This is a genomic window from Serratia sp. KG1D (assembly GCF_037150675.1).
Classification (GTDB): domain Bacteria; phylum Pseudomonadota; class Gammaproteobacteria; order Enterobacterales; family Enterobacteriaceae; genus Serratia; species Serratia nematodiphila.
Genome location: NZ_JBAGIH010000002.1, coordinates 171908 through 197281, shown reverse-complemented (window position 1 = coordinate 197281; position 25374 = coordinate 171908). Strand labels below are relative to the sequence as shown.

Here is a 25374-nt window from a genome sequence, read left to right as displayed (position 1 = left end):
GTGATTGTAGACAACTCTGTCTACATGCGCTAGCGTAATAATGTAGACAGAGTTGTCTACATTATTACGCAGGAGATGATCATGAGCATTAAACCCCCATTACCGCCTTTCACCCGTGAATCGGCCAGCGAAAAAGTGCGGTTGGCGGAGGATGCCTGGAACAGCCGCGATCCTGAGCGGGTGTCGCAGGTCTATTCTCTCGATACCCATTGGCGTAATCGCGCAGAGTTTGTCGACGGCCGCGCGGCGGTGGTCGCATTTTTGCAACGCAAGTGGGCGAAAGAGCTGGAGTATCGGCTGATTAAGGAACTGTGGGCGTTTGACGGCGCGCGCATCGCGGTGCGTTTCGCCTATGAGTGGCGCGACGATTCCGGCAACTGGTATCGCAGCTTCGGCAATGAAAACTGGGAGTTCAATCAGGAAGGGTTGATGATTAACCGCCATGCCTGCATCAACGACATGCCGATTCGCGAACAGGATCGGCGTTTTCATTGGCCGCTCGGTCGGCGCCCGGACGATGTCCCGGCGCTGAGCGATTTCGGTTTCTGATCCTACTTAGCGGTAGTAGTGTCGCAGCTCGGCGTGGATGGCGGAAATCAGCCGCTTTCGCCACTCCGGCTCGCCTTTTCGGTATTGAGAAAAAAGGTGACCGATAGCCAGGTTATCGCTAATCGGCAGCGCGCTTAACCCGTGCTTGTCGGGCTGGGCGGTAAACCATGGTTGAGGCACTACCGCCAGCAACGGCGCGCGGCGCAGCACCGGTGGAAGTTGTGCGTAGTCGGCGCAGTTCAGGGCAATGCGGCGGTGCAACCCCTGGCGCTCAAGCTGCCGATCCAGCTCGTTTTCCGTTTGTGGCCACGGATGGCAATAATAATGCGCGTAATCCGCCAGTTCGCTGAAGGCCAGCGCGCGTTTATCTTGCAGGACTGGGTATAGCGGCGGGCCATACAGCGCAATCAGGCGAGTGCGCCCAAGCGCTTCATAATGCAGTGCGCTGGTGCGTTGTTGATGATCGCCCACCGCCAGCACCAGATCGACGCTCCCCTCAAGCAGCTCTTCGCGCCAGGCGCGTCGTTCAAAGTTTTGGCAGTGAATATCGGCATGGCAAGCGGCGCCCTTTTCCGCCAGCAAAGGCAACAGAATAGGGTGCAGAGCGGGGGGCGCCACCAGCGTGAAGCGACGCGGCGCCTGCGGTTGTTGGCCGAACATTTCACTGTCCAGCGAGGAGAACAGCGGCGCCAACTTGTCTTTCAACGACAGTGCAAACAGGGTGGGAACCTGGCGATGTCCTTCTCGGCGAAACAGCGGGTCATCCAACACTTCCCGCAGGCGAGCCAGCGCATGACTGACGGCGGAGGTGCTGATGCCCAGCCGCTCGGCGGTTTTACGGCTGGAACCCGTTACCATCAGCAGATACAGCACTTTCAGCAGATTCATGTCCATTTGTAGAATATTCATCAATTGTCCTTTTTTTAATTGAATACTGTTCAATATCAGGCCGAGTATACTCCTGCCCGGTTGACACAGACAGAAGAGAAAAATGAAAAAAAGCATGCATTATCTGATGGCGATGGCCTTTTCCTTGAGCTTCTCCACGCAGGCGAAGTTAGACCCGGCGCAGCCGTTGTCTAGCGCTCCGCCATACTCGCTGTTTGAAGAGTGGGCGCAGCCGATAACGCCGTTCCAGATCTTTGAGCAGGTGTATTACGTCGGCACGAGCAACCTGTCGTCGGTATTGTTGAGCACGCCGCAGGGATTGATTTTGATCGATGCGGGGTTGGAGAGCAGTGCACCGGGCATCAAAGCGAATATCGAACGGCTGGGGTTCAGCATTAAGGATCTGAAATATATCCTGAACAGCCATGCAAGGCTCGATCAGGCCGGCGGCATTGCGCAGCTGAAACGCTGGAGCGGCGCGAGGCTGGTGGCCAGCGCGGCCAATGCGCGGCAGTTGGCGTTAGGTGGGCGGCAGGATTTCGCGTTGGGGGATATGCTCACTTTCCCGGCCGTGCAAACGGATATTGTGGTTGCCGATGGCGACAGCATCACCCTTGGCGGCCTGACGCTGACCGCGATGATGACGCCGGGGCATCTGCCGGGCGCGACGTCGTGGTTGACCACGCTACGGCATAACGGCAAGCCGTATCGCTTTATCTATGCTGACAGCCTGGCTACACCGGATTACTACCTGATCGGCAACAAAAACTATCCGCAGCTGATTGAGGACATTCGCGGCAGTTTCGCCCGTTTGGCACGGGTGCAGGCGGATATATTTATCGCCAATAAAGGGACGCGTTTCGCTTTAGCCGACAAATGGCGGCGTTTGCGGGCCGGCGATACGCAGGCATTTATCGATCCCGCAGGGCTGCAGCGTTACGTGCAGGAGTCACAGCAGGGGTTTGAAGAGCAGCTGAAACGACAGGAAAACGTCAAACGCTGATCGACAAGCATAAACCGCACCGATCGACAAACGGGAATTTGTAGAAAAGCCTTCTCGCTTCTAGACTTAGGGAACAACAAATGCACTCCAAGAGGACAAGCTATGACGAAGAAGTTGGTTTTGGCCGTCGGCACTGCCGCGGTATTTTCCATTCTTGCCGGCTGCACCGCCTATGACCGCGCAACCAGCTATGTCAATGAGCCGGTGGTCAGCGATGTCAAAGTAGGGATGACCAAGCAGCAGGTGCGGGCGATTGCCGGTCCGCCGTCGACGTCTGCCACGCTGATTCATGCGCAAGGCACTTGCGATACCTATGCGGTCGCGCCGCGCGATGGCAAAGTGCAAACGTACTTTGTCAGCTACAACGACACGGGCCATGTCATGAACAAGGGCTATCAAACCTGTTCCGACTACGATTCGCAGCCGAAGTAATCGCGTTTCAGCCGAACATAAAAGCCTCGCTTTTGCGGGGCTTTTCATTTTTTAAGCGTTTAAGGCCTGAAGTTTAGGCAACTGCACCGCCCATGCCATTTTTTTGCATCAAAATGATAGACATTTCATAACGGTATCGCTAATATCAGCGCCCATTGGAAGGATGGCCGAGTGGTTTAAGGCAACGGTCTTGAAAACCGTCGAGTGTAACAGCTCCCAGAGTTCGAATCTCTGTCCTTCCGCCAAATTCAGCCGGCTTAGCTCAGTAGGTAGAGCAACTGACTTGTAATCAGTAGGTCACCAGTTCGATTCCGGTAGCCGGCACCATGACAGAGGCCCCAGCAGTGATGCTGGGGCTTTTTGCTGTAAGCCCAAAACTACCTCCTCAGGAGGTAGTCTTCTACTTGAGGGCGCCAGGGGAATTAATGCCCCTGGTGGCGTGGAAGCAAATCCGATAAATGTCCATCGTATTGAGTCCCGACAGAGAATTACGGCAGCACTATGGCTTTCGCTTGTTTGCGGCTGATAAGCATTTTACCGAACTTGATGCCCGGTTTTTCAATAAAGTGATACAGTAATGTTGCGATCCCATAAGTGATCGGGAGAATAATCCCTGATGCAACAATAAATCGCATTAGTGAAGAAAGCTCTGCAAACGATGTGTTTGATAGCAAATAAGCGACCACTGGTAGGACTATCAATAGATGAAGTAAATAGACTGAGTATGAGACGTCCCCCAGAAATACGCTAAAGCGGTTTGTCAGGAACCAACGAGGCAAACGCAACACGCGCGCCCATTTACTCTCTTCACTCCGAGCCCAAAGCATTGTGATCATCATTAAGATCAGACCTACCTGAGCAAGTATGTGATATTTATTCAATTCGTTTGGCAAATATACGCTACCTAGTACGGTCAACAAAGCATAAGCAATATATTGGACGCTCTTTTTCCGGATTGATTCGGCCATCAGCATGCCCGCGATAAACAAGTTCAGTTTTATCAGAATCATGGAAGGCATGGGGAAGGCAGCAAAGTAACTCGGTACTAAAAACTTGGCGAGCCCACACAGCAGAACGGCGAAGAGACATGCTCGGGCAAATCCCAGTTTCAAGACGGCCAACATGATGAACGGGAAAATTAAATAGAACTGCATTTCCAATCCGATGCTCCAGTCGGGTAGCACCGTATTGAATGAATAATCAGGCAGGAAGCCAAACATAAAGGTGACGTGTGTGAATACGTTCAAAAATGAATGGTCGCTATAGCGTGAGCTGTTGGTTTGCGTTTCGCTGTAGAAGTGGCCAATGATGTCTCTGGCTTCACCAAAGTAGCTACCGAATGCGATCGCCAGAATCAGTAAGAGATAGTAAAGCGGCGCGATGCGAAAGAACCGCCTAATCCAAAATTTTTTAAATGTTGATGAGTCAGTCCAAGGTTCTTTTTCCTTGCGTTCCACATAGTTTTTGGCCATCAGGTAGCCAGAAAGTAGGATGAACAGATCTACACCAATAGCCGGGTCAGAAAGAATAGGCAGATGGAAGCTGGTTAAAATGCAGATATGTCCCAAAACAACCCAAAGCGATGCCAGGCCGCGTAACCCTTCGAGTTCCTGTGACCATTTTTTAGCAGGTTGCATAAGGAGAAACCCCAAAATAAATTTTCATCATTAGTTCCAATGAGTTGAAGGTGTTTCCGACATTATAGCATGAGATATGTTATGAGATTAGCTGGCAAATTCTGAATATAAACCATATGTAGTTTATGGTTTTGTCTGGTTTTACTATAGGTTTGAAATTATTCAGTTATACGAACGAGAGTCGAAGAGCGTCATATATGATAATTGCACATGCAGCTCTAGTCGTGATTTCTTTCTCAGAAGGAAGGGAGGATAGCCGGCGGACAAGGTATTGCCATACTCCCTGCTTGCATAAAGGCCTGCTGGTGCTAGATCCATGTTCAGCTATTAGTAGGATTCAACGGTCCAGGCCGCTTATCAACAATCAATAGCCAGCCACTGATCCGCTTCTTCGAACATCTCTTCCAACATTCGGTTCAGCTTCTCACGATCGCTTTTGCTGGCGTCGGAGTTCAGGCCGTTGGCCTGCATCGGTTTCACGCGCACGTCAGCTTCCGGGAACAGCGCATGCACGCGTTTTTCCAGCTCGTTGCGAATAATCTCGGCGGCGTTGGGCAGCCCAGCGACGTTGCGTTTGTCGTACACCAATTCTACAAACATGACTCACCTGTAAACACTGATTTAATGTACAGTATTCTGGCCTGAGGAAGGCCGGTTGGCAAGAGGGGGCGCGGAATTTTGCATGATGCGTTCATTCGTGCGCGGCGTGCGGTAACCCCTGCAACTGAATCACTAATTCCGCCAGGCTGGCGGCTTGCATTTTCTCCATCACTTTCGCCCGGTGAACCTCTACGGTGCGCAGGGCGATATTCAACCGCTCCGCCATTTCCCTGTTCATCATGCCTCGTACCACCAGCTGCGCGATGTCGCGTTCTTTCGGCGTGAGCGTGCGGTAGCGGCCGCAAGTTTCATGGCGTCGCCAGGCTTTGGCCGAGACCTGCCGCGCCCGTTCGAGGGCGGCGATCAGCGGTTCAGCGGCGATCGGTTTTTGCAGGAAGTCCACCGCGCCGTACTTCATCTGCTCCACCGCCATCGGCACGTCGCCATGGCCGGACAGGAACACCACCGCCAGCGTGCTGCCGAGGCGGCGCAGCTCCCCGTAAACCTGGTGGCCATCGAACTTCGGCATCCGCATGTCCAGCAAGACGATCCCGGTCTGAAACAGATCGGCCTGCGCCAAAAAGTCGGTGCTGTCATTCCAGCATTGCACGTCGTGGCCGAGGCTGGTCAGTAAAAAATGGCAGGCGTCGGTGACGGCGACGTCATCATCCACCAGATGAATTAGCGACATGGTTTTCCTCATCGTTAAATATGAAATGCAGGGTGACGCATAGCCCCTTGCGGCTGTCGGGGGCGGGTCCGTTAGCCAGTTGGATCTCGCCGTCGCCATAGCGGGCCAGACGGCGGCAAATAGCCAACCCCAGCCCCATGCCGCCGGCCTTGGTGGTGTTGAAGGGGCGGAAAGCCTGCTCCAGCCCGGCCGCGCTCATCCCGCCCGCGTTGTCCTGCAAACGTACATCGAGCGCCCGTTCGTGCTCGTCGGCGGAAAGCCAGACGGCGTTGGCGCCGGCCTGCGCCGCATTCAGCAGCAGGTTCGCCAGCAGCTGTTCCAGCAGCGCCGGCGGCAGGGTTAGCCTCAGCGAAGGCGCCACGTTGTTGAACAGTTTCAGGTCGGGGTAGCGCTGCGTCAGGCGCAGCAGTGCCCACACCCGCTCGGCGGTTTCGTTTACCGCGATGGGGCGCCAGCTCGCCTTGTCTACCGTCTCGGTGGGGGGTTGCACCCACTGGCGCAGGTTATGAATCGTCTCGCCGCCACGCTGCGCCTGCCGATCAATATTTTCCAGCGGCGTCAGCAGCGGGTGCCCGGCGTCCGTTTTGCGCAGTTGGATCAGGCACCCTTGCGCATAGTGGCGAATGGCTGCCAGCGGCTGGTTGAGCTCATGCGCAAAGCCGGAGGCCATCTCTCCCAGCACGTTCAACTGCCTGGCGTTCTCCAGCGCCTGCTCCTGACGGCGCAGCTGTTCTCCTGCATGGAGCAGCTGTCGCCCGCGCCGGCGCACCAGCAGCGCGATCCAGATATGGTTGACGATCAACAGCGCCAGCACCGCCAGCGACAGGCTGACGGCCGTCTGATGCTGGATCAGCCAGCTCTTGATATCCAGCCACAGGCGCCGCTGTTCCGGGTGCTGATTGACGGCGCGCAGCAGCGCTTCCACCGCGCTGGTCGAGGCCGGTGCGCCCCACTGAAAGGGAGACTGCGGCGGTGCGGTCAGCAAGGCTCTTGCCACCGCGTCCACCAGTGAGTTATCCAGACCGGGCAGAGCGGCGAACGACCAGTTGGGATAAAGCGGCGTGCTGGTGACGCAGGGCACCGATGTGGGCCGTTGCAACAGCGGGCGAAAATCCGCCGGGTTGATCAAGCCTTCCCGACCCATTTTCTCCAGCAGACAGACGGGAACGATGGCGGCCTGAATGGCGCGCTCGCGCAACAGATAGAGCAGGGCGTCGGCAGGGAAACCGGTAAAGCGCAGGTGAAAATCGCGCTCGGGCCGCATACCGGCATCGCTGAGCGCCTTATAGCCGGTCAGATAGCCGCCGAAGGCCTGCGGCGCGATGGCGCCCACCGTTTTGCCCATCAGCGCCTGCGGCGTCGTTATGCCGCTGTCGCGCCGCACCAAAATCACGCTGCCGATGATGTTGCCCGTTGCCCGATCGCCGTTGGCGGCGCGCAACGACGCCAGCCAGCGCAGATGATAGTGGCTGTTCAACTGCACGAACTGCGCCGGATTAGTGACCACGAACTGCACGCTGCCCCGATTGACCGCTTCGCGCATCTGCGCCAGATCAAGCGGCTGCAGGCGGAAGCGCTCACCGCCGACGCTGCCGTTGAGCCTGTCGATCAGCGGCTGCCAGTCACGCGCGGTCGCCGCATCGCCGCGCATCGCCAGCACGCCGACCGACCACTCGCCCGCCTGCGCCGCCATCCCCCAGCCGAGACTGAGCAGCAGTAATAACACGACCCTCACGGCCCCTCCTGATGGGTAATCTGCCTGCCGTCACTTGTTTTAGATCAACGTTAGGTCCGGTATGTGGTTAACCACAATAGAGCTGAGCCCAATGTCATTTTTACACTGTAAATCATCGACATTGTTTATTCATCTAACGGGCATCAATAGCGTGATCGGGGTGATGCCCAGGACGTGGGAGAGGCGCATGGATTTCGGTAAACGGCAGTTTTTACAGCGGCTGGGCGTGTTGACGGCGGGGGCTTCGCTGATCTCCGTGGCGGAGGCCGGGCTGACGTTAGCACCGACACGGCGCGAGGGGGATGCGAGCCGCCGTTACGCGATGCTGATCGACCTGCGGCGCTGCGTAGGGTGCCAGGCTTGTACCGTGAGCTGCGCCATTGAAAACCAGACGCCGCACGGGGAGTTTCGCACCACGGTAAACCAGTATCAGGTCAGCCTCGAAGGCGAAGCCGCTGCGACCAACGTGCTGTTGCCCAGGCTGTGCAATCACTGCGACAACCCGCCTTGCGTGCCGGTGTGCCCGGTGCAGGCTACCTTCCAGCGCGAGGACGGGATCGTGGTGGTCGACAACAAACGCTGCGTGGGTTGCGCCTATTGCGTACAGGCCTGTCCGTACGATGCCCGTTTTATCAATCACACAACCCAAACGGCGGACAAATGCACCTTTTGCGTGCACCGGCTGGAGGCGGGATTGTTGCCGGCATGCGTGGAGTCGTGCGTGGGAGGGGCGCGGATCATCGGCGATATGCGCGATCCGCACAGCACGCTGAGCAAGCTGCTGCGGCGCCACGAGGTCGAGATAAAAGTCCTCAAGCCGGAGAACCAAACCGCGCCCCACGTGTTCTATCTGGGGCTGGATGACGCCTTCGTCACGCCGCTGCCGGGGCGGGCGCAGGTCGCCTTATGGGGAGAAAGACGATGAGCCGCCAACTGATGATCGCAGAAGTGCTGAGCCAGCCGCAGGCGGTGAGCTGGCTGCCGTGGGCCGTACAATATTTCTTCTTTATCGGCATCGCCGCCTGCGCCGCGCTGCTGGCCTGCGTGTGGCGCTGGCGCGGTGGAGATAACGCCGCGCATCTGGAGCGCATGGCGCTGTTTATCGGGCTGACGTGCGCCATTACCGCGCCGCTGGCGCTGACCGCCGACCTGCATCAAACCGCCCGTTTCTGGCATTTCTACGCCTACCCGACGCCCTGGTCGTGGATGCCGTGGGGCGCGCTGTTCTTGCCGCTGTTTACCCTGCTGATCGGCCTGTGGTTTATCGCGATTGAATTTACGCGGCTGACGGGCAGACCGGTTGCGCTGTTGCGTGGGATAGCGCCCGCCTGCGCGCTGGTGGCTATCGGCCTGCTGTTGTACACCGGGCGAGAGGTTTCCATCGTGCGTGCGCGCCCAATCTGGTTCAGCTACGGGTTTCCGATCGTGATGTTCCTCAGCGCGCTGCAGGCGCTCTTGGCTTTGCTGCTGCTGGCGATGCGCGAACGGCCCGGTCAGCAGGCGCCGCTGGCGCGCGGGATGTTGCTGACACTGCTGCTGCTCGGCGGGGCGATCCTGCTGTGGGTATGCGGCGATACGTTATCCAGCGCGGCGGTACGCCACTGGCTGCAGACGCAGGCGATGGCGCGCCGGTATGCCGCGGGATGGATTGCGCTATGGGGGCTGACGCTGGCGTGCGCCGCCTGGGCCGGCTATCGGCGCTTGCCGCGCGGTGGTGCGCCGCTGCTGGTGGCCGGCGCACTAGGGCTGAGCTGGCTGATGCGCTGGACGCTGTTGATCGAAGTACAAACCATCCCGAAATACAGCGCGTCTAACTCCTCTTATAGCCTGCCGCTCGGCACTGACGGTTTGCTGGCGATCGTCGGCACCTTCGGCTTGTGGCTGGCGTTAATGATCATGGTGCGTGAAGCACAGGCGTTTTTACTGCGGAGAAAACAACATGGCTAAACTCACCCGGCGTCAGTGGTTGAAAGTGGGCCTGGCCTTCGGCGGATTGTCCGCTTTCGGCCTGAGCTATCGCGAAGTCGCCAAACGGGCGATCGACGGCTTGATTCACGGTACCTCAGGGCGGGTGACTCTGGATCGCATCAACGGCAACTCCCTGCCGCCAGAAGGGCGGGCAATGCCGGAATGGCAAGGCAATCCGCAACAGGCCATCTCGATGACCCAATGTTTCGGCTGCTGGACGCAATGCGGCGTGCGGGTACGGGTGGACAGGCAGACCGACCGGGTATTGCGCATTGCCGGCAACCCTTATCATCCGTTGTCTCAGGAACGGCACGTCGACTCTGCGTTGCCGCTGCAGGACGCGTTGGCGCAGTTGGGCGGCGAAAGCGGCCTCGACGCCCGTTCCACCGCCTGCGCGCGCGGCGCCACGTTGCTGGAGGGGCTTTACAGCCCGCTGCGCGTCCTGGAGCCGATGAAGCGCGTCGGCAAACGCGGCGAGGGCAAGTGGCAGCGCATCAGCTTTGAGCAGTTGATCGCCGAAGTGGTGGAGGGCGGCAATCTGTTCGGCGAGGGGCATGTGGACGGCCTGCGGGCGATCCGCGATCTGGAGACGCCGATCGATGCCCGACGGCCGGGGCTGGGGCCAAAAGCCAACCAGCTATTGGTGACCAATGCCGGTGACGACGGGCGCGATAGCTTCCTGCGGCGCTTCGCCCAGAACAGTTTCGGCAGCAAAAACTTCGGCGCGCACGGCGCTTACTGCGGGCTGGCCTACCGTGCCGGTTCCGGCGCGTTGATGAACGATCTGGACAAGAACCCGCACGTGAAACCGGACTGGGAACAGGTCGAATTCGCGCTGTTTATGGGGACCTCACCGGCGCAGTCCGGCAACCCGTTCAAGCGCCAGGCCCGGCAATTGGCCAGCGCCAGATTGCGCAGCGAATTCCGTTATGCGGTAGTGGCGCCGGCGCTGCCGCTGACCACCACGTTGGCGGACGATCATGGCCATTGGATCCCGATATTGCCGGGTACCGACTCGGCGCTGGCGATGGCGATGATCCGTTGGATCCTCGACCACCGGCGTTATCAGGCCGATTATCTCGCCATCCCGTCGGAGGCCGCCATGCAACGCGCCGGCGAGAAGAGCTGGACCAACGCCACGCATCTGGTGATCGCCGAGAGCGAGCATCCGCGGGCGGGGCAGCATCTGACGCAGGCCGATCTGAACGGTGCCGGGTCGGCGTCGCCGCTGGTGGTCAACGGCGCGGGTGAGCTGGTGGCGGCCGAGACGTGCGACAGCGCCGAGCTGTGGGTAACCCGTACGGTGACGCTGCACGATGGCGCGCAGGTGGAGGTGAAAAGCGGCTTCCAGTGTTTGAAAGAGGCCGCCGACAAGCTGTCGCCGGAGGCGTACAGCCGGCAATGCGGCGTGCCGGTGGCACGCATCGCGGCATTGGCCGAGGCCTTTACCGCCCACGGGCGCAAGGCGGCAGTGATCGCCCATGGCGGGATGATGGCGGCGAACGGGTTTTACAATACCTGGGCGGTGATGATGCTTAACGTGCTGATCGGCAACCTGAGCCTGGCGGGGGGCGTGTTCGTCGGCGGCGGTAAATTCAACGGCTTCGCCGAGGGGCCGCGCTATAACCTGGTCGAGTTTCCTGGCCTGGTAAAACCGAAAGGGCTGAATATCGCGCGCAGCAAGGCCGCCTATGAAACCTCCGACGAATACCGCGAAAAAGTGGCGGCGGGCGTTTCGCCCTGGCCGGCCAGGGCGCCCTGGTATCCGTTCGTCGCCGGGCAGTTGACCGAGCTGCTGACCTCGGCGTTGGCGGGGTACCCCTACGGGCTGAAAGCCTGGATCTCGAACATGACCAACCCCTTGTACGGTATCGCCGGGTTGCGCGGCGTGGCGGAGGAGCGGCTGAAAGATCCGGCGCGTTTGCCGCTGTTTATCGCTATCGATGCGTTTATCAACGAAACGACGGCGCTGGCCGACTATATCGTCCCGGACACCCATAATTTTGAGAGTTGGGGATTCAGCGCCCCCTGGGGCGGCGTCGCCAGTAAGGCCACCACCGCGCGCTGGCCGATAGTGACGCCGGCGACTGCGCAAACGGCGCAAGGGCAGCCGATTTCCATGGAGGCGTTTTGCATTGCCGTCGCCAAACGCCTGGCGCTGCCGGGGTTCGGCGATCGCGCTATCGGCGACGGCCAGGGCGGGCTGCTGCCGCTCAACCGTGCCGAGGATTATTATCTGCGCGCCGCCGCCAACGTGGCGTTTTCCGGCAAGGCGCCGGTGCCGGCCGCGAGGGCGGACGAACTGACGCTGAGCGGTGTCGATCGCTTGCTGCCGCAGCTGGCGCAGACGCTGCGCGCCGATGAGATCGACCGCGTGGCGTTTATCTACAGCCGCGGCGGCCGCTTCGCCGATCACGACAGCGGCCGCCGCGACGGCAGCGTGGGCAACCGCTGGGAGAAACCGCTGCAGATCTGGAATGCGGAAGTGGCGAAGCACCGGCATGCGATCACCGGCGAGCGTTTCAGCGGCTGCCCCACCTGCTACCCGGCGCGTTTGTCGGACGGCCGCGCGGTGGAAGCGCTCTACCCAGAACGGCAGTGGCCGCTGCGCCTGATGTCCTTCAAATCTAATGTGATGAGCAGCTCCACCGCGGTGATCCGGCGCCTGCACGACGTGAAGCCGGTGAACCTGGTGGCCTTGAACCCGGCGGACGGAGCGCGTTTCGGCATTCAACACGGTGATTGGGTGCGCATCAGCACGCCGGGCGGCAGCCGCGAGGCGCAGATCAGTTTGCTGGCGGGGGTGATGCCCGGCGTGATCGCGGTGGAACACGGCTACGGCCACCGGGAGATGGGAGCCAGCCAGCACTACCTGGACGGCGAACCGCTGGCGATGGATGAGCGCATCGCCGCCGGCATCAATCTCAACGATTTGGGCTTTGCCGATCCGACGCGCGAAGTGCCGAACACCTGGCTGGATTGGGTGACCGGTGCGGCGGTGCGTCAGGGTATTCCGGCGGCGATCGTTAAACTTTCCGCGTAAACGGCAGACGAAAAAAAACCTGCTGTAACAGCAGGTTTTCTTGAATTTGGTCGGCATGAGAGGATTATGCGCATCTTCGATGCTTGCCCTGCGGGCCGTTGCTAAAGCAACGTGGTCTCACTTCGTTCGGCTCAAACCTCCTGCGGAGATTCTCATCCTCTCGACGTGCAGACGAAAAAAAACCTGCTGTAACAGCAGGTTTTCTTGAATTTGGTCGGCATGAGAGGATTCGAACCTCCGACCCCCGACACCCCATGACGGTGCGCTACCAGGCTGCGCTACATGCCGACGCTATGAAAAATCATACTACCGATTCCCGATGTTAATGCAAGCGCCTCGCCACTTGATTGCTTTAGTTTTAAGCAGTTAGTTGGCGATAAAGCGTTTTACATCGGTCAACACCTGCAACAGCAGAGCAAGCTGCGGTTTCTCGTCCTTTATCTCTTCGCCGTTCTGATCGTAGACGCGATAGTTGCCATTGTTGTCCAGCATCAGCGTTTGTGTCGGCGTGGTGATCACCAGCTGGTTGCCATCGCCGGTGGCGATCCAGTTGTTGCGGCGCTGGGCGGTGAACAGATCCTCGCCTTGCGAATAGTCTTTCGGCGCGGTTTGCACGTGCAGCAGGCGTTGCATCAAGGTGCGCATGACGTCGTTATGGCCGGTCAGCTTGCTGATGGTCTGCGCCGGGGTGCCCGGCCAGTGGATCACCAACGGCACCTGCAGTTGCGCCTGGTTGAAGGCGGTGCCGGCGCCCCATTGGCCTTTGCCGCTGTCGTTGAACTCGACGCCGTGCTCGGCGGTGATCACCACCACGGTTTTATCCAGCAGGCCGCGCTGTTTCAGCGTGTCCAGCACCCGGGCTATCTGAGCATCCACATCTTGCGCGCCGGTGCGGTAGCGCCGAATAAAGTCGGCCGGAACCGGTTTTTTGTCGCCTTCGGTCGGCTCGGCGCCGCTGAAGTTGATATAGGAGAACCACGGCTCTTTGCTACCCTGGTCTGCCAACCAACGTTGCCATTGCTGGGTGGTTTGGGCGTCGCTTTGCGGCGCCGGCGTCGGCAGCGAGAAGTCGGTCAACAGGGCCTGGCGATACAGGCTGGCATTGAAGCCATCGGAGGAGAACAGCCCCAGCTGGTAGCCCCGATCGCCGAGCGCATTGATCAGTGCCGACGGCTTGCGGCCAGCGAGCACGCTGTCCAGATAGGTCGGGGAAATGCCGTAGAACAGGCCGAACAGCCCGGTATCGGCATGGTTGCCCGAACTGTAGTGATCGCTGAAACGCACGTTTTCCTGGGCGAAGCGGGTCAGGGTTGGCATGTCCTGCGCCACGTCTTTGGCGCGAATGCCGTCCACTACGATCATCAGCAGGTTATAGCCGCTGCCTTTATCGCCGTAGCTGAGATCGCTGAGCGGATACTCCACCGATACCGCTTCCGGGTTGCCCTGTTGCACCAGACGGCGCTCATACTCTTGCTGGTCGAGCAGGCCGTGTTTCTCGAGGAACTTGCGCGCGGTCATCGGGTACGAGAGCGGCAGGTTGGCCCGCTGCATGGTGATCGGGCGATAGAAGTTGGCGTCGGCCCAGATATAAATCAGGTGCGACGCGAAAAAGGCGCTGATAAACAGCGCCGCCAGCGGCTTGCCGAAGCGGCGGCGGTTCAGGCTGCGCAGCTTCTGCCAGCTCCAGGTGCCGAACAGCATCTCCACCAGGAAGATCACCGGCACGCAGATAAACATCAGCTGCCAGTCACGCGACAGTTCGCTTTGATCCGGGTTGACCACCAGATCCCACACCACCGGATTGAGGTGCAGGTGGAAATGGGAGAACACTTCGCTGTCGACCAGCAACAGCGTGAGCCCGATGGTGGCCAACGCGGCGGAAATAAATCGCAGCAGCCGCTGCGACATCACCACGAAGGTGAGCGGGAAGATCACCAGCAAATAGCCGGCGAACACGATAAAGCTGAAATGCCCCAGCAGGCTGACAAAAGCATAGACCCGGCCCAGCAGGGATGCGGGCCAGTCGGTGACAAACAGGTAGCGGCTGCCCAGCCCAAGGGCGAGCAGGATGTTGAATAAGGCGAACCAGTGCCCCCAGCTGATCATCTGGGAGACTTTTTCACGATAACGCTGACGGTTTGTCACCATAAGTCAATATTAATGTGCTTTATCTTCACGGACAGAAGCCTGCAAGGCTTCCGCGAACGATCTCGCCAGGGTTTTCCGCTGCGCGGGGGCAACGCTGGTGTTGATCAAATTAGTGACCATGTTGCCCAGCACCATCAGGGAAAGATCGGTGGGGGTATGGTGTTTTTCCAGAACATTGACCAGCTCTGAGAGCAGTTGTTCAACGTGTTCGTCACTGTAACGGGATGATTGTGGCATAAAATTGCGCTTAGTAATCTGCAAAGTGCCCTATCTTACCGTATAGGGCAGTGATTTTCCGCTCTTTTATCACTTCCTGTCATTCGGGAAATTGTTCGCCCGCGCCGGGGCGGGGCCCCGCTGCGCCTTTCCGGTTTGCCGCCGCTTTTTAGTATTGCAGGGCGGGGTCTTCAGTGTTTGAATACGCGCCTAAAGAACAGGAGGATTTATCATGAGTCTGGATATCGACCAGATCGCTCTGCACCAATTGGTGAAACGCGACGAGCAAACGCTGGACGTGGTGTTGCGCGATACCTTGCTTCCCACCAACGCGGCGGTGGAAGAAATGATGACGGAACTGCATCGCGTCTACAGCGCCAAGAGCAAGGCCTTGGGCCTGTTCAACGAAGGCAGCGAACTGGCGGAAGCGCTGCGCACTTGCCGCAAGGACGATAAGGACTTTCTGGCCTTCAGCCGCGCGGCGACCGGCCGCCTGCGCGACGAACTGGCGAAGTATCCGTTTGCCGAAGGCGGCGTGGTGCTGTTCGGCCAATACCGTTATCTGGCGGTGGAGTACTTGCTGATCGCGGTGCTGAACAGCCGTAACAGCATGCGCGTCAACGAAGAGCTAGATATCAACACCACGCACTATCTGGACATCAACAACGCCGATATCGTCGCGCGCATCGATCTGACCGAATGGGAAACCAACCCGGAATCGACCCGCTATCTGACCTTCCTGCGCGGGCGCGTAGGCCGCAAGGTCGCCGATTTCTTCATGGATTTCCTGGCGGCGTCCGAAGGGTTGGACACCAAGGCGCAAAACCGCGGGCTGCTGCAGGCGGTGGACGACTACTGCGCCGATGCGCAGTTGGACAAGAACGAGCGCCAGTCGGTGCGCCAACAGGTGTACAGCTACTGCAACGAACAGCTGCAGGCGGGCGAAGAGATTGAACTGCAGGCCCTGTCGCAGGAGCTGTCGCCGGTCGGCGAGAAAGACTTCATGCAGTTCTCCAGCGAGCAAGGGTATGAGTTGGAGGAAAGCTTCCCGGCGGATCGCGGCACGCTGCGCCAGCTGACCAAATTTGCCGGCAGCGGCGGCGGTATCAGCCTGAATTTCGACGCCATGCTGTTGGGCGAGCGCATTTTCTGGGATGCGGCCACCGACACGCTGACCATCAGAGGCACGCCGCCGAACCTGCGCGATCAGCTGCAGCGCCGGACCGGCAGCGGCAAGTAAGCGCGCCGGATCGCAGACAATAAAAAACGCCGCAATTGCGGCGTTCTTTATTTCGGCGTCCCGAAAGGTTCGAAAACGTAGCGATTAAACGCGAACGAAGTCGATGTGAGCCAGTTTTGGCTTGAACGGGTGACGCTGTACAGCCTGAACCTTAACTTTGGTTTCTTTACCGTCGATAACCAGAGTTACTGCTTCGCTGTAGAATTCTGGTTTAGCTTCCATGTTCTTAACAGAATCATGGTCCAATTCGATGGAAACTGCAGCTTCTTTGCCACCGTAAACGATAGCTGGGAATTTGTTTGCTGCACGCAGGCGGCGGCTCGCACCTTTACCCTGGTCTTTACGTACTTCTGCATTGATAGTGAACATTGTTTTTTCTCTTAAAAGAAAATTTACCCTGCTACAGGCGACCCAAGTAGCAAGTTCGGAAATCCGCTTTAACGCTGGGCAGGCCCAAGTAAAGCGCGCGGCATTTTAACGGAAAGCCGCCTGCAGGGCAACGAAAACCTGTCCAGATTGGGGACCGTTCGCTCAGGTCAATTGATTGGCGCGGCGGAAACGGCCTTGATAATCGAACACTTTCTCGCGCACCTGCCAAAACTGGCCGCGTTTGCGCGCCACCACGAAATCCGGATGGCGCAGCGCCTGCTGTTGCGCCAGCACGTCGGCGGCGGTGTGCCAGGCGAACGGCACGCCCGGCGCGCGCTGGTGCGGGCGCAGGAACAGCATCTCGAACGCTTTGCGCTGCGCCGGCGTCTGCAGGCGGAAGCGCTCGCTGGTGCTGGTGCCGTCCTCGTCGTAATAGGTGGCCTTCAGCCATTCGCCCTTGTCATCGCGGCCGCTCTGCAGTTCCATGCCGCCGCAGCGCAGCACCAGCGCGTCTTTCAGCTTCAGCGCCGCTTTCAGCATGTCGTCGGGATCGACCAGCACCTCCTGACACTGATGGCAGCGGCGTGCGGCGATGTCGTTCTCCGCGCCGCAGTGCGGGCAGCTCTTGAACCGGAAGCGGTAATCGCACTGTTCGCGGTGGCCGTCGTCGTCTTCCAGCCAGCCCTGACAGCGGCGGCCGTAGTGCTCGATGATATCGCCGTTCTCGGTGCACTTGCCCCAGAACAGATTGGCGAAGCCGCAGGCCGGGCAGAACACCTGCACCGGCTGGCTGTCGCCGTGCGGCTTGCTGACGCCGACCTCCGGCGTGAACAGATCGTGCGGGTTGCCGGCATAGTCGAGGATCAGACAATCCTCCTTGCCGGGCGCCAGCCGCAGCCCGCGGCCGACGATCTGCTGATACAGGCTGACGGACTCGGTCGGGCGCAGGATCGCGATCAGATCGACGTGCGGCGCGTCGAAACCGGTGGTCAATACCGCTACGTTGACCAGATAGCGCAACTGCTGTTGTTTGAACGCCTCGATCAGCGCATCGCGCTCGGCGGGCGGTGTTTCTGCGCTGACCAGCGCGGCCTCGCCGTTCGGCAGCAGGTCGTGGATCTCGCGGGCGTGCTCGACGGTGGCGGCGAAGATCATCACCCCTTTGCGATCGTCGGCGTACTCCACAATCTGGCTGATAATGTGCGGCGTGACGCGGTTTTGCCGCTTCAGCTCGCGGTTCAGATCCGCTTCGCTGAACAGGCCGTTGCTTCTGGCCTCCAGCCGGCTGAAATCGTACTGCACAATCGGCATGTCCAGCCGCTCAGGCGGCACCAGGAAGCCGTTCTTAATCATATAGCGCAGCGGCAGCTCATAGATGCAGTCGCGAAACAGGCTGGCGCCGTCGCCGCGGGTAAAACCGTGGTAGTGATACTGGTAAATCCAGCCCTTGCCCAGACGATAGGGCGTGGCGGTCAACCCCAGCAGCCGCAGCTGCGGGTTGGTTTTCTGCAAATGCTGGATGATTTGTTGGTACTGGCTGTCGTCGTCGTCACTGATGCGGTGGCATTCATCGACGATCAGCAGCGAAAAGGCGCCGTCGAACAGCGGCAGGTTGCGCGCCACCGACTGCACGCTGCCGAACACCACTTTGCCGGCGCTCTCTTTTTGTTGCAGACCGGCGGCGAAGATGTCCGCCTCCAGGCCGTAGGCGCAGTATTTGGCGTGGTTTTGCGCCACCAGTTCCTTGACGTGCGCCAACACCAGCACCCGCCCACGGGCGCGCTTCGCCAGTTCGGCGATCACCAGGCTTTTGCCGGCGCCGGTCGGCAGCACGATCAGCGCCGGTTCGGGACGCTGCCGAAAATGGTTGATGGTGGCTTCGACCGCTTCCAGTTGGTAGGGGCGTAGGGTAAAGGCCATAAAATGAACGCCGTAGAGTGGAATGGGCCGCCGGGTACAGATCTTGTCGCCCCCGTTCCCACAGAAACAGCGACATTTTACGCCCCGGGCGGCCGAAAAATTTCTACTATTATGCCTTCTGCGCGCGCGCGGTGCGAGAAGCGTGAAAATTACCTCTGTCGGGCAACGCGTTGTGTCGCTATACTTGTGTGACAGCAATCGCTGTTCCCCCACGCGATTCCCCCCCTGAACCTGCTATTTGCACCCGGTGCAACGGCGGGCGTCATATTTTGGCAATACGATCAATGCGATCATAACAACGACAGGCAAAGCAGATCCCATGCGATTGGACAAGTTTTTATCTCAGCAGTTAGGCATCAGCCGTGCGCTGGTCGCGCGCGAACTTCGGGCTAAACGCGTCACCGTGGACGGTGAGGTAGTGAAGAGCGGGGCTGTCAAACTGACCCCGGAGCAAGAAGTGGCGTTCGACGGCAATCCGCTGCAGCAGCAGAACGGCCCGCGCTATTTCATGCTCAACAAACCGCAGGGCTACGTCTGCTCTACCGACGATCCCGATCATCCGACGGTGCTGTATTTCCTCGATGAGCCGGTCGCGTACAAGCTGCACGCCGCCGGGCGGTTGGATATCGACACCACAGGGCTGGTGCTGATGACCGACGACGGTCAATGGTCGCACCGTGTCACGTCGCCGCGCCACCACTGCGAGAAAACCTATTTGGTCACGTTGGAGCACCCGTTGGCGGAAGACACCGCGCAGCGTTTCGCTGAAGGGGTGCAACTGCACAACGAGAAAGATCTGACGCGGCCGGCGACGCTGGAGCAGGTCGACGAGCACGTGGTGCGCTTGACCATCAGCGAAGGGCGCTACCACCAGGTGAAGCGGATGTTCGCCGCCGTCGGCAACCGGGTGATCGCGTTGCACCGTGAGCGCATCGGCGCCATCGTGCTGGATGACGATCTGGCGCCGGGCGAATACCGCCCATTGACAGAAGAAGAGATCGCCAGCGTGGGCGCGCCGCACCTGCAGGACTGATAACCGATCATTGATTGCGGCCGATTAAGGAGTCGTGGAACGTGCAACAGAACCGAACCTCTCATCTCGGTTTGATTTTCATTCTGGGCCTGTTGTCCATGTTGATGCCGTTGGCCATCGACATGTACCTGCCCAGTATGCCGGTGATCGCTGCCCAGTTTGGCGTCGAGTCCGGCAGCGTGCAGATGACGCTCAGCGCCTATATGCTCGGCTTTGCCTTCGGGCAGCTGTTCTATGGGCCGATGTCGGACAGCATCGGCCGCAAGCCGGTGATCCTGTGGGGAACGCTGATCTTCGCCATCGCCGGCTGCGCCTGTGCCATGGCGCAGTCGATTGATCAACTGATTGGGCTGCGTTTCCTGCACGGTTTGGCGGCGGCCGCCGCCAGCGTGGTGATCAACGCCCTGATGCGCGATATGTTCACCAAGGATGAGTTCTCGCGCATGATGTCGTTCGTCATTCTGGTGATGACCATTGCGCCGCTGCTGGCGCCGATGATCGGCGGTGCGCTGCTGCTGTGGTTCAGCTGGCACGCCATCTTCTGGACCATGGGCGCTGCGGCGCTGATCGGTTCGCTGCTGGTAGCCTTGTTCATCAAGGAGACGCTGCCGAAAGAGCGGCGCCAGCGGTTCCACCTGCGCACCACGCTGGGCAACTTCGGTTCGCTGTTCCGCCATAAGCGGGTGCTGAGTTACATGTTGGCCAGCGCCTTCTCGTTTGCGGGCATGTTCTCGTTCCTCAGCGCCGGGCCGTTCGTCTACATCGAACTGAACCACGTTTCGCCGCAGCATTTCGGTTACTATTTTGCGCTGAACATCGTCTTCCTGTTCCTGACGACGCTGATCAACAGCCGCAACGTGCGGCGCTTCGGCGCGGTCAAGATGTTCAAGCTGGGGCTGCTGGTACAGCTGGCGATGGGGCTGTGGCTAATGGCGGTGAGCACCGTGGGCCTGGGCTTCTGGGCGCTGGTGATCGGCGTTGCGGTCTATCTGGGGTGCATCGCGATGATCTCCTCCAACGCCATGGCGGTGATCCTGGATGATTTTCCGCATATGGCGGGCACCGCTTCTTCCCTGGCCGGCACGTTGCGCTTCAGCATCGGTGCGCTGGTGGGGGCGGTGCTGTCGATGGCGCCGGGCAAAAGCGCTTGGCCAATGGTCACCTCGATGGCGCTGTGCAGCATCGTGGCGGTGCTGTTCTATGTTTACGCCAGCCGGCCGCGCGATCGCGCAGCCTGACGTTCTCCCGATTCGGGGCGTGTCGCTCCGTATCGTCACGGGGTTGCGCCCTGCCATTTCAGGGTGCAACCGGCAATGAAAAATTTGTTGCTAAATATACGCAAGCTAATTAATTGGCCACTTTCTCACCTGTGTGCTTTTTGTTAAAAAATTCCGCCGCCGTGCCGCCCAATATTCCCCGGGAGGCGCGGCGCGCTGTCGGCTGAGCCGCGCGGGGGATTTGTATTAGGATTGATGTAAATCAAGGTATTAGCAGCGGTGGCAGCGCTAACGTGACGGGTGAGATGTTTCTTCATTGTAAAAATATGGCGACGAAAAAGTAGTCGCATTGCAAGAAAAAAGAGTTGAGATCGCTGCGGGAAAGGGTTACATATAACGCAAAAATGCGAGCTGAGTCGCAAAATGCCGTGAAATAACACCGCACGGCGCGCCAAAAAGTGGCACGGCATCGGCAAGCACGGGGTCAGGTTAATGGCTTGCGGCAAAATTTACATTTAAATAACATTTGTGCGCGGCAGAGTCGGGAGTCAACGGCTATAACTTAGTAACCCTGTCAGGTAAAAGTGTTTCACCTTTTCAAACTAGGGATTTCATGTGGAGAGTATCCAACTTTCGGTAGTGCATCGCTTGCCGCAAAGTTATCGTTGGCTATCCGGTTTCACCGGCGTGAAGGTCGAACCGATTCCGTTTAACGGAATAGACGAAGATAACAACCTGATTGGGCTGAAGCTGCTCAGCCATGAAGGGGCCGAGGCCTGGCAGGTCATGCAACAGCTCAATCTGTCGCTGCAGGAGATTCAGGTCGACTGTGCGATCGTCGAATGGGAAGGGGAACCTTGCCTGTTCGTGCAGCGCAGCGACGAGAGCGCCACCATGTGCCGCCTGAAAAACGTCGGTGCCGCGATCGCCGAACCACTCAGCGCGCAATACCCCTTCTGAATTCGCCGCTAATCCGCCAACTGCAGCAGTTGACGGGTATAGTCGGCTGCGGGCGCCGCGAAAATCGCCCGGCAGTCTCCCTGTTCAACCACTTCCCCCTGTCGCAGTACGATGACCTGGTGACATAGCGAACGCACCACCTGCAGGTCATGGCTGATGAACAGATAAGCCAACCGGTGGCGTTGCTGCAGCGATTTCAGCAGCGTCAGGATCTGCGCCTGCACCGATTTATCCAGTGAAGAGGTCGGCTCGTCGAGGATCAGCAGCTGCGGTTGCAGGATCAGCGCGCGCGCGATGGCGATACGCTGGCGCTGGCCGCCGGAAAACTCGGTGGGATAGCGGTGGCGAAGCTGCGGATCCAGGCCAACTTCCCGCAACACCTCGATCACGCGTTGTTCCCGCTGCTCGGCGCTAAGCCGCTGGTGCACTTCCAGCCCCTCGGCGATGATCTGCTGCACGTTCAGGCGCGGATTCAGGGCGGAATAAGGATCCTGGAAGACGATTTGCATTCGGCTGCGGTAGGGCAGCATCTGCTTCATCGTGAGCGGGTGCAGTGGTTCGCCGTCGAACCAGATGGCGCCCTGCGAGGCCAGCAGACGCAACAACGCAAGCCCGGTGGTGCTTTTACCCGAGCCGGATTCGCCCACCAGCCCCACGCTTTCCCCGGCGCGCAGCTCGAAACTCAATGATTTCAATGCATAGTGATAATCCACCGTGCGGCGCAGCAGGCCGCGCCGGATGGGGAAGCGCACCTGCAGATCTTCCACCTTGAGCAGCGGCCGCTCATCGCCGGGGCGCGCGGTGGGCAGCGGCAGCGGCTCACCGACGTCTTCGGCGGCCAGCAGCTGCTGTGTGTAGGGATGTTGCGGCCGGCTGAACAGCTGCGCGCGGCCGTTTTGCTCTACGCAGCGCCCCTGGCGCATCACCGCCACGTTGTCTGCCAGGCGGCGCACGATATTCAGATTATGGGTGATGAACAGCAACCCCATGCCCATCTCCTGCTTCAATTCTTGCAGCAGCGTCAGGATCTGCGCCTGGATAGTCACGTCGAGCGCGGTGGTGGGTTCGTCGGCGATCAGCAGTTTCGGGCGGGTCAACACCGCCATGGCGATCATTACCCGCTGGCGTTCGCCGCCGGACAGCTGGTGCGGATAGTCCTGCAGCCGGTTTTTGGCCTGACGGATGCCGACGCGCTTCAGGCATTCGACGATCTCTGCGCGCGCGGCTTCGCGCCGCAGGCCGCGGTGCAGCATCAGCACTTCCGCCAGCTGTTTCTCGATGGTGTGCAGTGGGTTAAGCGACACCATCGGTTCCTGAAAGATCATCGCGATCTGATTGCCGCGCACCTTGCGCAGGTCAGTCTCCGGCGCATGCAGCAACGACTCGCCGTTGAACAGAATATCGCCGGCAGGGTAAACCACCGGCGGCGCGGGCAGCAGACGCAGTATCGACAGGGCGGTGACGCTTTTACCGGAGCCGGATTCCCCTACCAGCGCCAGCGTTTCCGCCGGCGCTATTTGTAGCGAGAGTTCGTTGACCACCGGCGTGACGGTGTCGCCCTGACGGAAGGCGATGCTGAGATCCTGAATAGCGAGCAAAGGAGTGGCCATATCAATGCGCCTTGCTGGGGTCAAAGGCGTCGCGCACCGCTTCGCCGATAAAGATTAATAACGACAGCAGCACTGCCAATACCAGGAAGGCGGTGATGCCGAGCCACGGCGCCTGCAGATTGTTTTTGCCTTGCAGCAGCAATTCACCGAGCGACGGCGAGCCTATCGGCAGACCGAAACCGAGGAAATCGAGCGACGTCAGGGTGGTGATCGAGCCGCAGAGGATAAACGGCAGGAAGGTCAGCGTCGCCACCATGGCGTTGGGCAGCATATGGCGGGACATGATTACCCGATCCGGCACGCCCATGGCGCGCGCGGCGCGGATATAGTCAAAATTGCGGGTGCGCAGGAATTCGGCGCGCACCACGCCCACCAGGCTCATCCAGCCGAACAGGATGGTGATGCCGAGCAGCCACCAGAAATTGGGCTGGACGATGCTCGACAGCAGAATGATCAGAAACAGCGTCGGCATGCCCGACCACACTTCGATAAAGCGCTGTCCCCACAGATCGAAACGCCCGCCGTAATACCCCTGCGTCGCGCCGACGCACACGCCGATCAGGCTGGAAAACAGCGTCAGCGCCAGACCGAACAACATCGAAATGCGAAAACCGTACAGCACCCGAGCCAGCACGTCGCCGCCGTTGCTGTCGGTGCCCAGCAGGTTGTGCCGCGAAGGCGGCGAAGGGAAGGGCACCTCAGTGGCGAAGTTGATGGTGTCGTAACTGAAGCGGACCGGTGCCCAGACCGCCCAGCCGTGCCGTTCGATCTGCCGCTGCACGAACGGATCCTGATAGTCGGCTTCGGTATTCAGTTCGCCGCCGAAGGCGGTTTCGCTGTAGCTAATCATAAACGGCAGGTACAACCGGCCTTCATAACGCACCAACAGCGGTTTGTCGTTGGCGATCAGATCGGCGGCCAGGCTCAGGGTGAACAGCACCAAAAAGATCCACAGCGACCAGTAGCCGCGGCGATTGCGGCGAAAACGCGCCCAGCGCGCCTGGTTGATCGGGCTAAGGCGGCTCATTGGCGGGCCTCGAAGTCAATGCGCGGATCGACCAGGGTGTAGGTGATATCGCTGAGGATATTCAACAGCAGGCCGATCAGGGTGAAGATATACAGCGTGCCGAACATCACCGGGTAGTCGCGCTGCAGCGTGGCGTCGTAACCCAGCAGCCCCAGGCCGTTGAGCGAGAACATCACTTCAATCAGCAGCGAGCCGGTGAAGAACATGCTGATAAAGGTGGCCGGAAAACCGGCGATCACCAGCAGCATGGCGTTGCGGAACACGTGGCGGTAGAGGATTTTTTTCTCGTCCAGCCCCTTGGCGCGGGCGGTGGTGACGTACTGTTTGCGGATCTCGTCGAGGAATGAGTTCTTGGTCAGCATGGTCAGGGTGGCGAAACCGCCGATCACCGTCGCCAGCACCGGCAGGGTGATGTGCCACAGGTAGTCGGCGATCTTCGCCGGCCATGAGAGGGTGTCGAAGTTGCTCGATACCAGGCCGCGCAGCGGGAACCAGTCCAGGTAGCTGCCGCCGGCGAACAGCACGATCATCAGAATGGCGAACAGAAAAGCCGGAATGGCGTAGCCGATGATAATCAGCGTGCTGCTCCAGGTATCGAACGCGCTGCCGTTGTGGACGGCCTTGCGGATGCCGAGCGGGATCGACACCAGATAGATGATCAGCGTGCTCCAGAGGCCCAGCGTGATGGAGACCGGCAGGCTCTGGCCGATCAGCTGCATCACCGAAGCGCCGCGAAACAGGCTGTCGCCGAAGTCGAAGCGCATATAGTTCCACAGCATGGTGAAGTAGCGCTCGTGCAGCGGTTTGTCGAAGCCGTAACGCTTAGTGATCTCGGCGATCACCTCCGGATCCAGGCCGCGCGAACCGCGATATTGGCCGTCGCCAGCCGCGATGCCCGTCCGGGCGTGGCCCAGGCCTTCGCCGACACCGCCGCTGCCAAACCCGCTGCCGTGCCCCAGCTCAATGGCGGCGATGGCCTGATCGACCGGACCGCCGGGGGCGATTTGCACGATAAAAAAGTTGATGGTGATGATCGCCCACAGCGTGGGGATCACCAATAACAGTCTGCGTATCAGATAGGCCGCCAT

Annotated in this window: 22 protein-coding genes, 3 tRNA genes and 1 other RNA gene; 12 read left to right on the top strand and 14 right to left on the bottom strand. The window is 59.5% G+C overall.

All coding sequences use genetic code 11. The features are described from left to right. Positions 1-81 precede the first annotated feature (81 nt). Positions 82-549: a nuclear transport factor 2 family protein gene (locus WFM45_RS12660; protein WP_033633619.1), complete on the top strand. Its 468-nt coding sequence runs from the start codon at positions 82-84 to the stop codon at positions 547-549. A gap of 6 nt (positions 550-555) precedes the next feature. Here WFM45_RS12660 and WFM45_RS12655 read toward each other — a convergent pair whose 3' ends face one another. Continuing rightward, a complete protein-coding gene (locus WFM45_RS12655) occupies positions 556-1458 on the bottom strand; it encodes a LysR family transcriptional regulator (RefSeq protein ID WP_015378549.1) in 903 nt (300 codons plus the stop codon). 82 nt (positions 1459-1540) lie between these two features. On the opposite strand from WFM45_RS12655, the gene blaSPR reads away from it, so the two are divergent. The 4 genes from blaSPR to WFM45_RS12635 all read left to right on the top strand — a co-directional run bounded on the left by blaSPR (position 1541) and on the right by WFM45_RS12635 (position 3199). Next, positions 1541-2440 carry an SPR family subclass B3 metallo-beta-lactamase gene (blaSPR, locus tag WFM45_RS12650; protein WP_085337395.1) on the top strand — a complete coding sequence of 300 codons (900 nt, stop codon included), beginning with the start codon at positions 1541-1543 and terminating at the stop codon, positions 2438-2440. 102 nt (positions 2441-2542) lie between these two features. Beyond that, positions 2543-2872, top strand: coding sequence for an osmotically-inducible lipoprotein OsmE (gene osmE / locus WFM45_RS12645; RefSeq protein ID WP_004935874.1), 330 nt, complete (start codon positions 2543-2545; stop codon positions 2870-2872). A gap of 157 nt (positions 2873-3029) precedes the next feature. Continuing rightward, positions 3030-3117, top strand: a tRNA-Ser gene (locus WFM45_RS12640). Between the two features lie 6 nt (positions 3118-3123). Beyond that, positions 3124-3199, top strand: a tRNA-Thr gene (locus WFM45_RS12635). A gap of 161 nt (positions 3200-3360) precedes the next feature. Here WFM45_RS12635 and WFM45_RS12630 read toward each other — a convergent pair. The 4 genes from WFM45_RS12630 to ttrS all read right to left on the bottom strand — a co-directional run bounded on the left by WFM45_RS12630 (position 3361) and on the right by ttrS (position 7493). Further along, positions 3361-4509 (bottom strand): acyltransferase family protein, encoded by a 1149-nt coding sequence (locus WFM45_RS12630; protein ID WP_336955910.1) that lies wholly within the window; start codon positions 4507-4509, stop codon positions 3361-3363. Positions 4510-4866: 357 nt separating this feature from the next. Continuing rightward, positions 4867-5109 carry a DinI-like family protein gene (locus WFM45_RS12625; RefSeq protein WP_197753366.1) on the bottom strand — a complete coding sequence of 81 codons (243 nt, stop codon included), beginning with the start codon at positions 5107-5109 and terminating at the stop codon, positions 4867-4869. 91 nt (positions 5110-5200) lie between these two features. Beyond that, positions 5201-5800: a tetrathionate respiration response regulator TtrR gene (gene ttrR / locus WFM45_RS12620; protein WP_336955908.1), complete on the bottom strand. Its 600-nt coding sequence runs from the start codon at positions 5798-5800 to the stop codon at positions 5201-5203. Next, positions 5775-7493 carry a tetrathionate respiration histidine kinase TtrS gene (gene ttrS, locus WFM45_RS12615; RefSeq protein WP_229705519.1) on the bottom strand — a complete coding sequence of 573 codons (1719 nt, stop codon included), beginning with the start codon at positions 7491-7493 and terminating at the stop codon, positions 5775-5777. The genes ttrR and ttrS overlap by 26 nt, the downstream gene beginning before the upstream one ends. A 229-nt stretch (positions 7494-7722) precedes the next feature. On the opposite strand from ttrS, the gene ttrB reads away from it, so the two are divergent. From ttrB to ttrA, 3 genes are read left to right on the top strand one after another with little or no spacing between them, the layout of a single operon-like run. Then, positions 7723-8460, top strand: a complete 738-nt coding sequence (gene ttrB / locus WFM45_RS12610; RefSeq protein ID WP_015378545.1) for a tetrathionate reductase subunit TtrB — start codon at positions 7723-7725, stop codon at positions 8458-8460. Continuing rightward, the gene (gene ttrC / locus WFM45_RS12605; RefSeq protein WP_336955905.1) at positions 8457-9482 is read left to right on the top strand and encodes a tetrathionate reductase subunit TtrC; all 1026 of its coding nucleotides are present in this window, start codon (positions 8457-8459) and stop codon (positions 9480-9482) included. The genes ttrB and ttrC overlap by 4 nt, the downstream gene beginning before the upstream one ends. Further along, positions 9475-12546, top strand: coding sequence for a tetrathionate reductase subunit TtrA (gene ttrA, locus WFM45_RS12600; RefSeq protein WP_235363102.1), 3072 nt, complete (start codon positions 9475-9477; stop codon positions 12544-12546). Before ttrC ends, ttrA begins: the two co-directional genes overlap by 8 nt. Positions 12547-12593: 47 nt before the next feature. On the opposite strand, the gene WFM45_RS12595 is transcribed toward ttrA, so the two are convergent. The 4 genes from WFM45_RS12595 to WFM45_RS12580 form a co-directional block, all read right to left on the bottom strand. Then, a non-coding RNA gene (locus WFM45_RS12595) (RtT sRNA) lies at positions 12594-12723 on the bottom strand. A gap of 34 nt (positions 12724-12757) precedes the next feature. Further along, positions 12758-12834, bottom strand: a tRNA-Pro gene (locus WFM45_RS12590). A gap of 78 nt (positions 12835-12912) precedes the next feature. Further along, the gene (yejM, locus tag WFM45_RS12585) at positions 12913-14694 is read right to left on the bottom strand and encodes an LPS biosynthesis-modulating metalloenzyme YejM (protein ID WP_048324436.1); all 1782 of its coding nucleotides are present in this window, start codon (positions 14692-14694) and stop codon (positions 12913-12915) included. A 9-nt stretch (positions 14695-14703) separates the two neighbouring features. After that, complete coding sequence (locus WFM45_RS12580) at positions 14704-14931, bottom strand: YejL family protein (RefSeq protein WP_004935782.1); 228 nt, start codon at positions 14929-14931, stop codon at positions 14704-14706. 211 nt (positions 14932-15142) lie between these two features. On the opposite strand from WFM45_RS12580, the gene yejK reads away from it, so the two are divergent. Further along, complete coding sequence (gene yejK, locus WFM45_RS12575; protein WP_004935779.1) at positions 15143-16150, top strand: nucleoid-associated protein YejK; 1008 nt, start codon at positions 15143-15145, stop codon at positions 16148-16150. 84 nt (positions 16151-16234) lie between these two features. On the opposite strand, the gene rplY is transcribed toward yejK, so the two are convergent. Further along, entirely contained in the window at positions 16235-16519 is a 285-nt protein-coding gene (rplY, locus tag WFM45_RS12570; protein ID WP_004935776.1) for a 50S ribosomal protein L25, read from the bottom strand. Positions 16520-16681: 162 nt separating this feature from the next. Continuing rightward, complete coding sequence (locus WFM45_RS12565) at positions 16682-18439, bottom strand: DEAD/DEAH box helicase (RefSeq protein ID WP_336955898.1); 1758 nt, start codon at positions 18437-18439, stop codon at positions 16682-16684. A 319-nt stretch (positions 18440-18758) separates the two neighbouring features. Here WFM45_RS12565 and rsuA point away from each other — a divergent pair, with 319 nt between their 5' ends. The 3 genes from rsuA (at position 18759) to WFM45_RS12550 (ending at position 21649) form a co-directional block, all read left to right on the top strand. Then, positions 18759-19472: a 16S rRNA pseudouridine(516) synthase RsuA gene (rsuA, locus tag WFM45_RS12560; RefSeq protein ID WP_004935770.1), complete on the top strand. Its 714-nt coding sequence runs from the start codon at positions 18759-18761 to the stop codon at positions 19470-19472. 41 nt (positions 19473-19513) lie between these two features. Beyond that, entirely contained in the window at positions 19514-20710 is a 1197-nt protein-coding gene (locus tag WFM45_RS12555) for a Bcr/CflA family multidrug efflux MFS transporter (RefSeq protein ID WP_015378537.1), read from the top strand. A 594-nt stretch (positions 20711-21304) separates the two neighbouring features. Next, positions 21305-21649, top strand: coding sequence for a YejG family protein (locus WFM45_RS12550; RefSeq protein WP_004935763.1), 345 nt, complete (start codon positions 21305-21307; stop codon positions 21647-21649). Between the two features lie 8 nt (positions 21650-21657). Here the strand turns inward: WFM45_RS12550 and yejF are convergent, their stop codons facing one another. The 3 genes from yejF to WFM45_RS12535 are packed head-to-tail and all read right to left on the bottom strand — an operon-like array spanning position 21658 to position 25374. After that, on the bottom strand, positions 21658-23259 hold the full coding sequence (gene yejF / locus WFM45_RS12545) for a microcin C ABC transporter ATP-binding protein YejF (protein ID WP_336955896.1): 1602 nt from the start codon (positions 23257-23259) through the stop codon (positions 21658-21660). Between the two features lies 1 nt (position 23260). After that, on the bottom strand, positions 23261-24286 hold the full coding sequence (locus tag WFM45_RS12540; protein WP_048324427.1) for an ABC transporter permease: 1026 nt from the start codon (positions 24284-24286) through the stop codon (positions 23261-23263). Further along, on the bottom strand, positions 24283-25374 hold the full coding sequence (locus tag WFM45_RS12535) for a microcin C ABC transporter permease YejB (RefSeq protein ID WP_004935753.1): 1092 nt from the start codon (positions 25372-25374) through the stop codon (positions 24283-24285). Before WFM45_RS12535 ends, WFM45_RS12540 begins: the two co-directional genes overlap by 4 nt.

Bases quoted from the DNA above. Each gene is read 5' to 3' on its own strand.
- WFM45_RS12660 (WP_033633619.1), top strand. From the start codon at position 82: ATGAGCATTAAACCCCCATTACCGCCTTTCACCCGTGAATCGGCCAGC.
- WFM45_RS12655 (WP_015378549.1), bottom strand. From the start codon at position 1,458: ATGAATATTCTACAAATGGACATGAATCTGCTGAAAGTGCTGTATCTG.
- blaSPR (WP_085337395.1), top strand. From the start codon at position 1,541: ATGAAAAAAAGCATGCATTATCTGATGGCGATGGCCTTTTCCTTGAGC.
- osmE (WP_004935874.1), top strand. From the start codon at position 2,543: ATGACGAAGAAGTTGGTTTTGGCCGTCGGCACTGCCGCGGTATTTTCC.
- WFM45_RS12630 (WP_336955910.1), bottom strand. From the start codon at position 4,509: ATGCAACCTGCTAAAAAATGGTCACAGGAACTCGAAGGGTTACGCGGC.
- WFM45_RS12625 (WP_197753366.1), bottom strand. From the start codon at position 5,109: ATGTTTGTAGAATTGGTGTACGACAAACGCAACGTCGCTGGGCTGCCC.
- ttrR (WP_336955908.1), bottom strand. From the start codon at position 5,800: ATGTCGCTAATTCATCTGGTGGATGATGACGTCGCCGTCACCGACGCC.
- ttrS (WP_229705519.1), bottom strand. From the start codon at position 7,493: ATGGCGGCGCAGGCGGGCGAGTGGTCGGTCGGCGTGCTGGCGATGCGC.
- ttrB (WP_015378545.1), top strand. From the start codon at position 7,723: ATGGATTTCGGTAAACGGCAGTTTTTACAGCGGCTGGGCGTGTTGACG.
- ttrC (WP_336955905.1), top strand. From the start codon at position 8,457: ATGAGCCGCCAACTGATGATCGCAGAAGTGCTGAGCCAGCCGCAGGCG.
- ttrA (WP_235363102.1), top strand. From the start codon at position 9,475: ATGGCTAAACTCACCCGGCGTCAGTGGTTGAAAGTGGGCCTGGCCTTC.
- yejM (WP_048324436.1), bottom strand. From the start codon at position 14,694: ATGGTGACAAACCGTCAGCGTTATCGTGAAAAAGTCTCCCAGATGATC.
- WFM45_RS12580 (WP_004935782.1), bottom strand. From the start codon at position 14,931: ATGCCACAATCATCCCGTTACAGTGACGAACACGTTGAACAACTGCTC.
- yejK (WP_004935779.1), top strand. From the start codon at position 15,143: ATGAGTCTGGATATCGACCAGATCGCTCTGCACCAATTGGTGAAACGC.
- rplY (WP_004935776.1), bottom strand. From the start codon at position 16,519: ATGTTCACTATCAATGCAGAAGTACGTAAAGACCAGGGTAAAGGTGCG.
- WFM45_RS12565 (WP_336955898.1), bottom strand. From the start codon at position 18,439: ATGGCCTTTACCCTACGCCCCTACCAACTGGAAGCGGTCGAAGCCACC.
- rsuA (WP_004935770.1), top strand. From the start codon at position 18,759: ATGCGATTGGACAAGTTTTTATCTCAGCAGTTAGGCATCAGCCGTGCG.
- yejF (WP_336955896.1), bottom strand. From the start codon at position 23,259: ATGGCCACTCCTTTGCTCGCTATTCAGGATCTCAGCATCGCCTTCCGT.
- WFM45_RS12540 (WP_048324427.1), bottom strand. From the start codon at position 24,286: ATGAGCCGCCTTAGCCCGATCAACCAGGCGCGCTGGGCGCGTTTTCGC.
- WFM45_RS12535 (WP_004935753.1), bottom strand. From the start codon at position 25,374: ATGGCGGCCTATCTGATACGCAGACTGTTATTGGTGATCCCCACGCTG.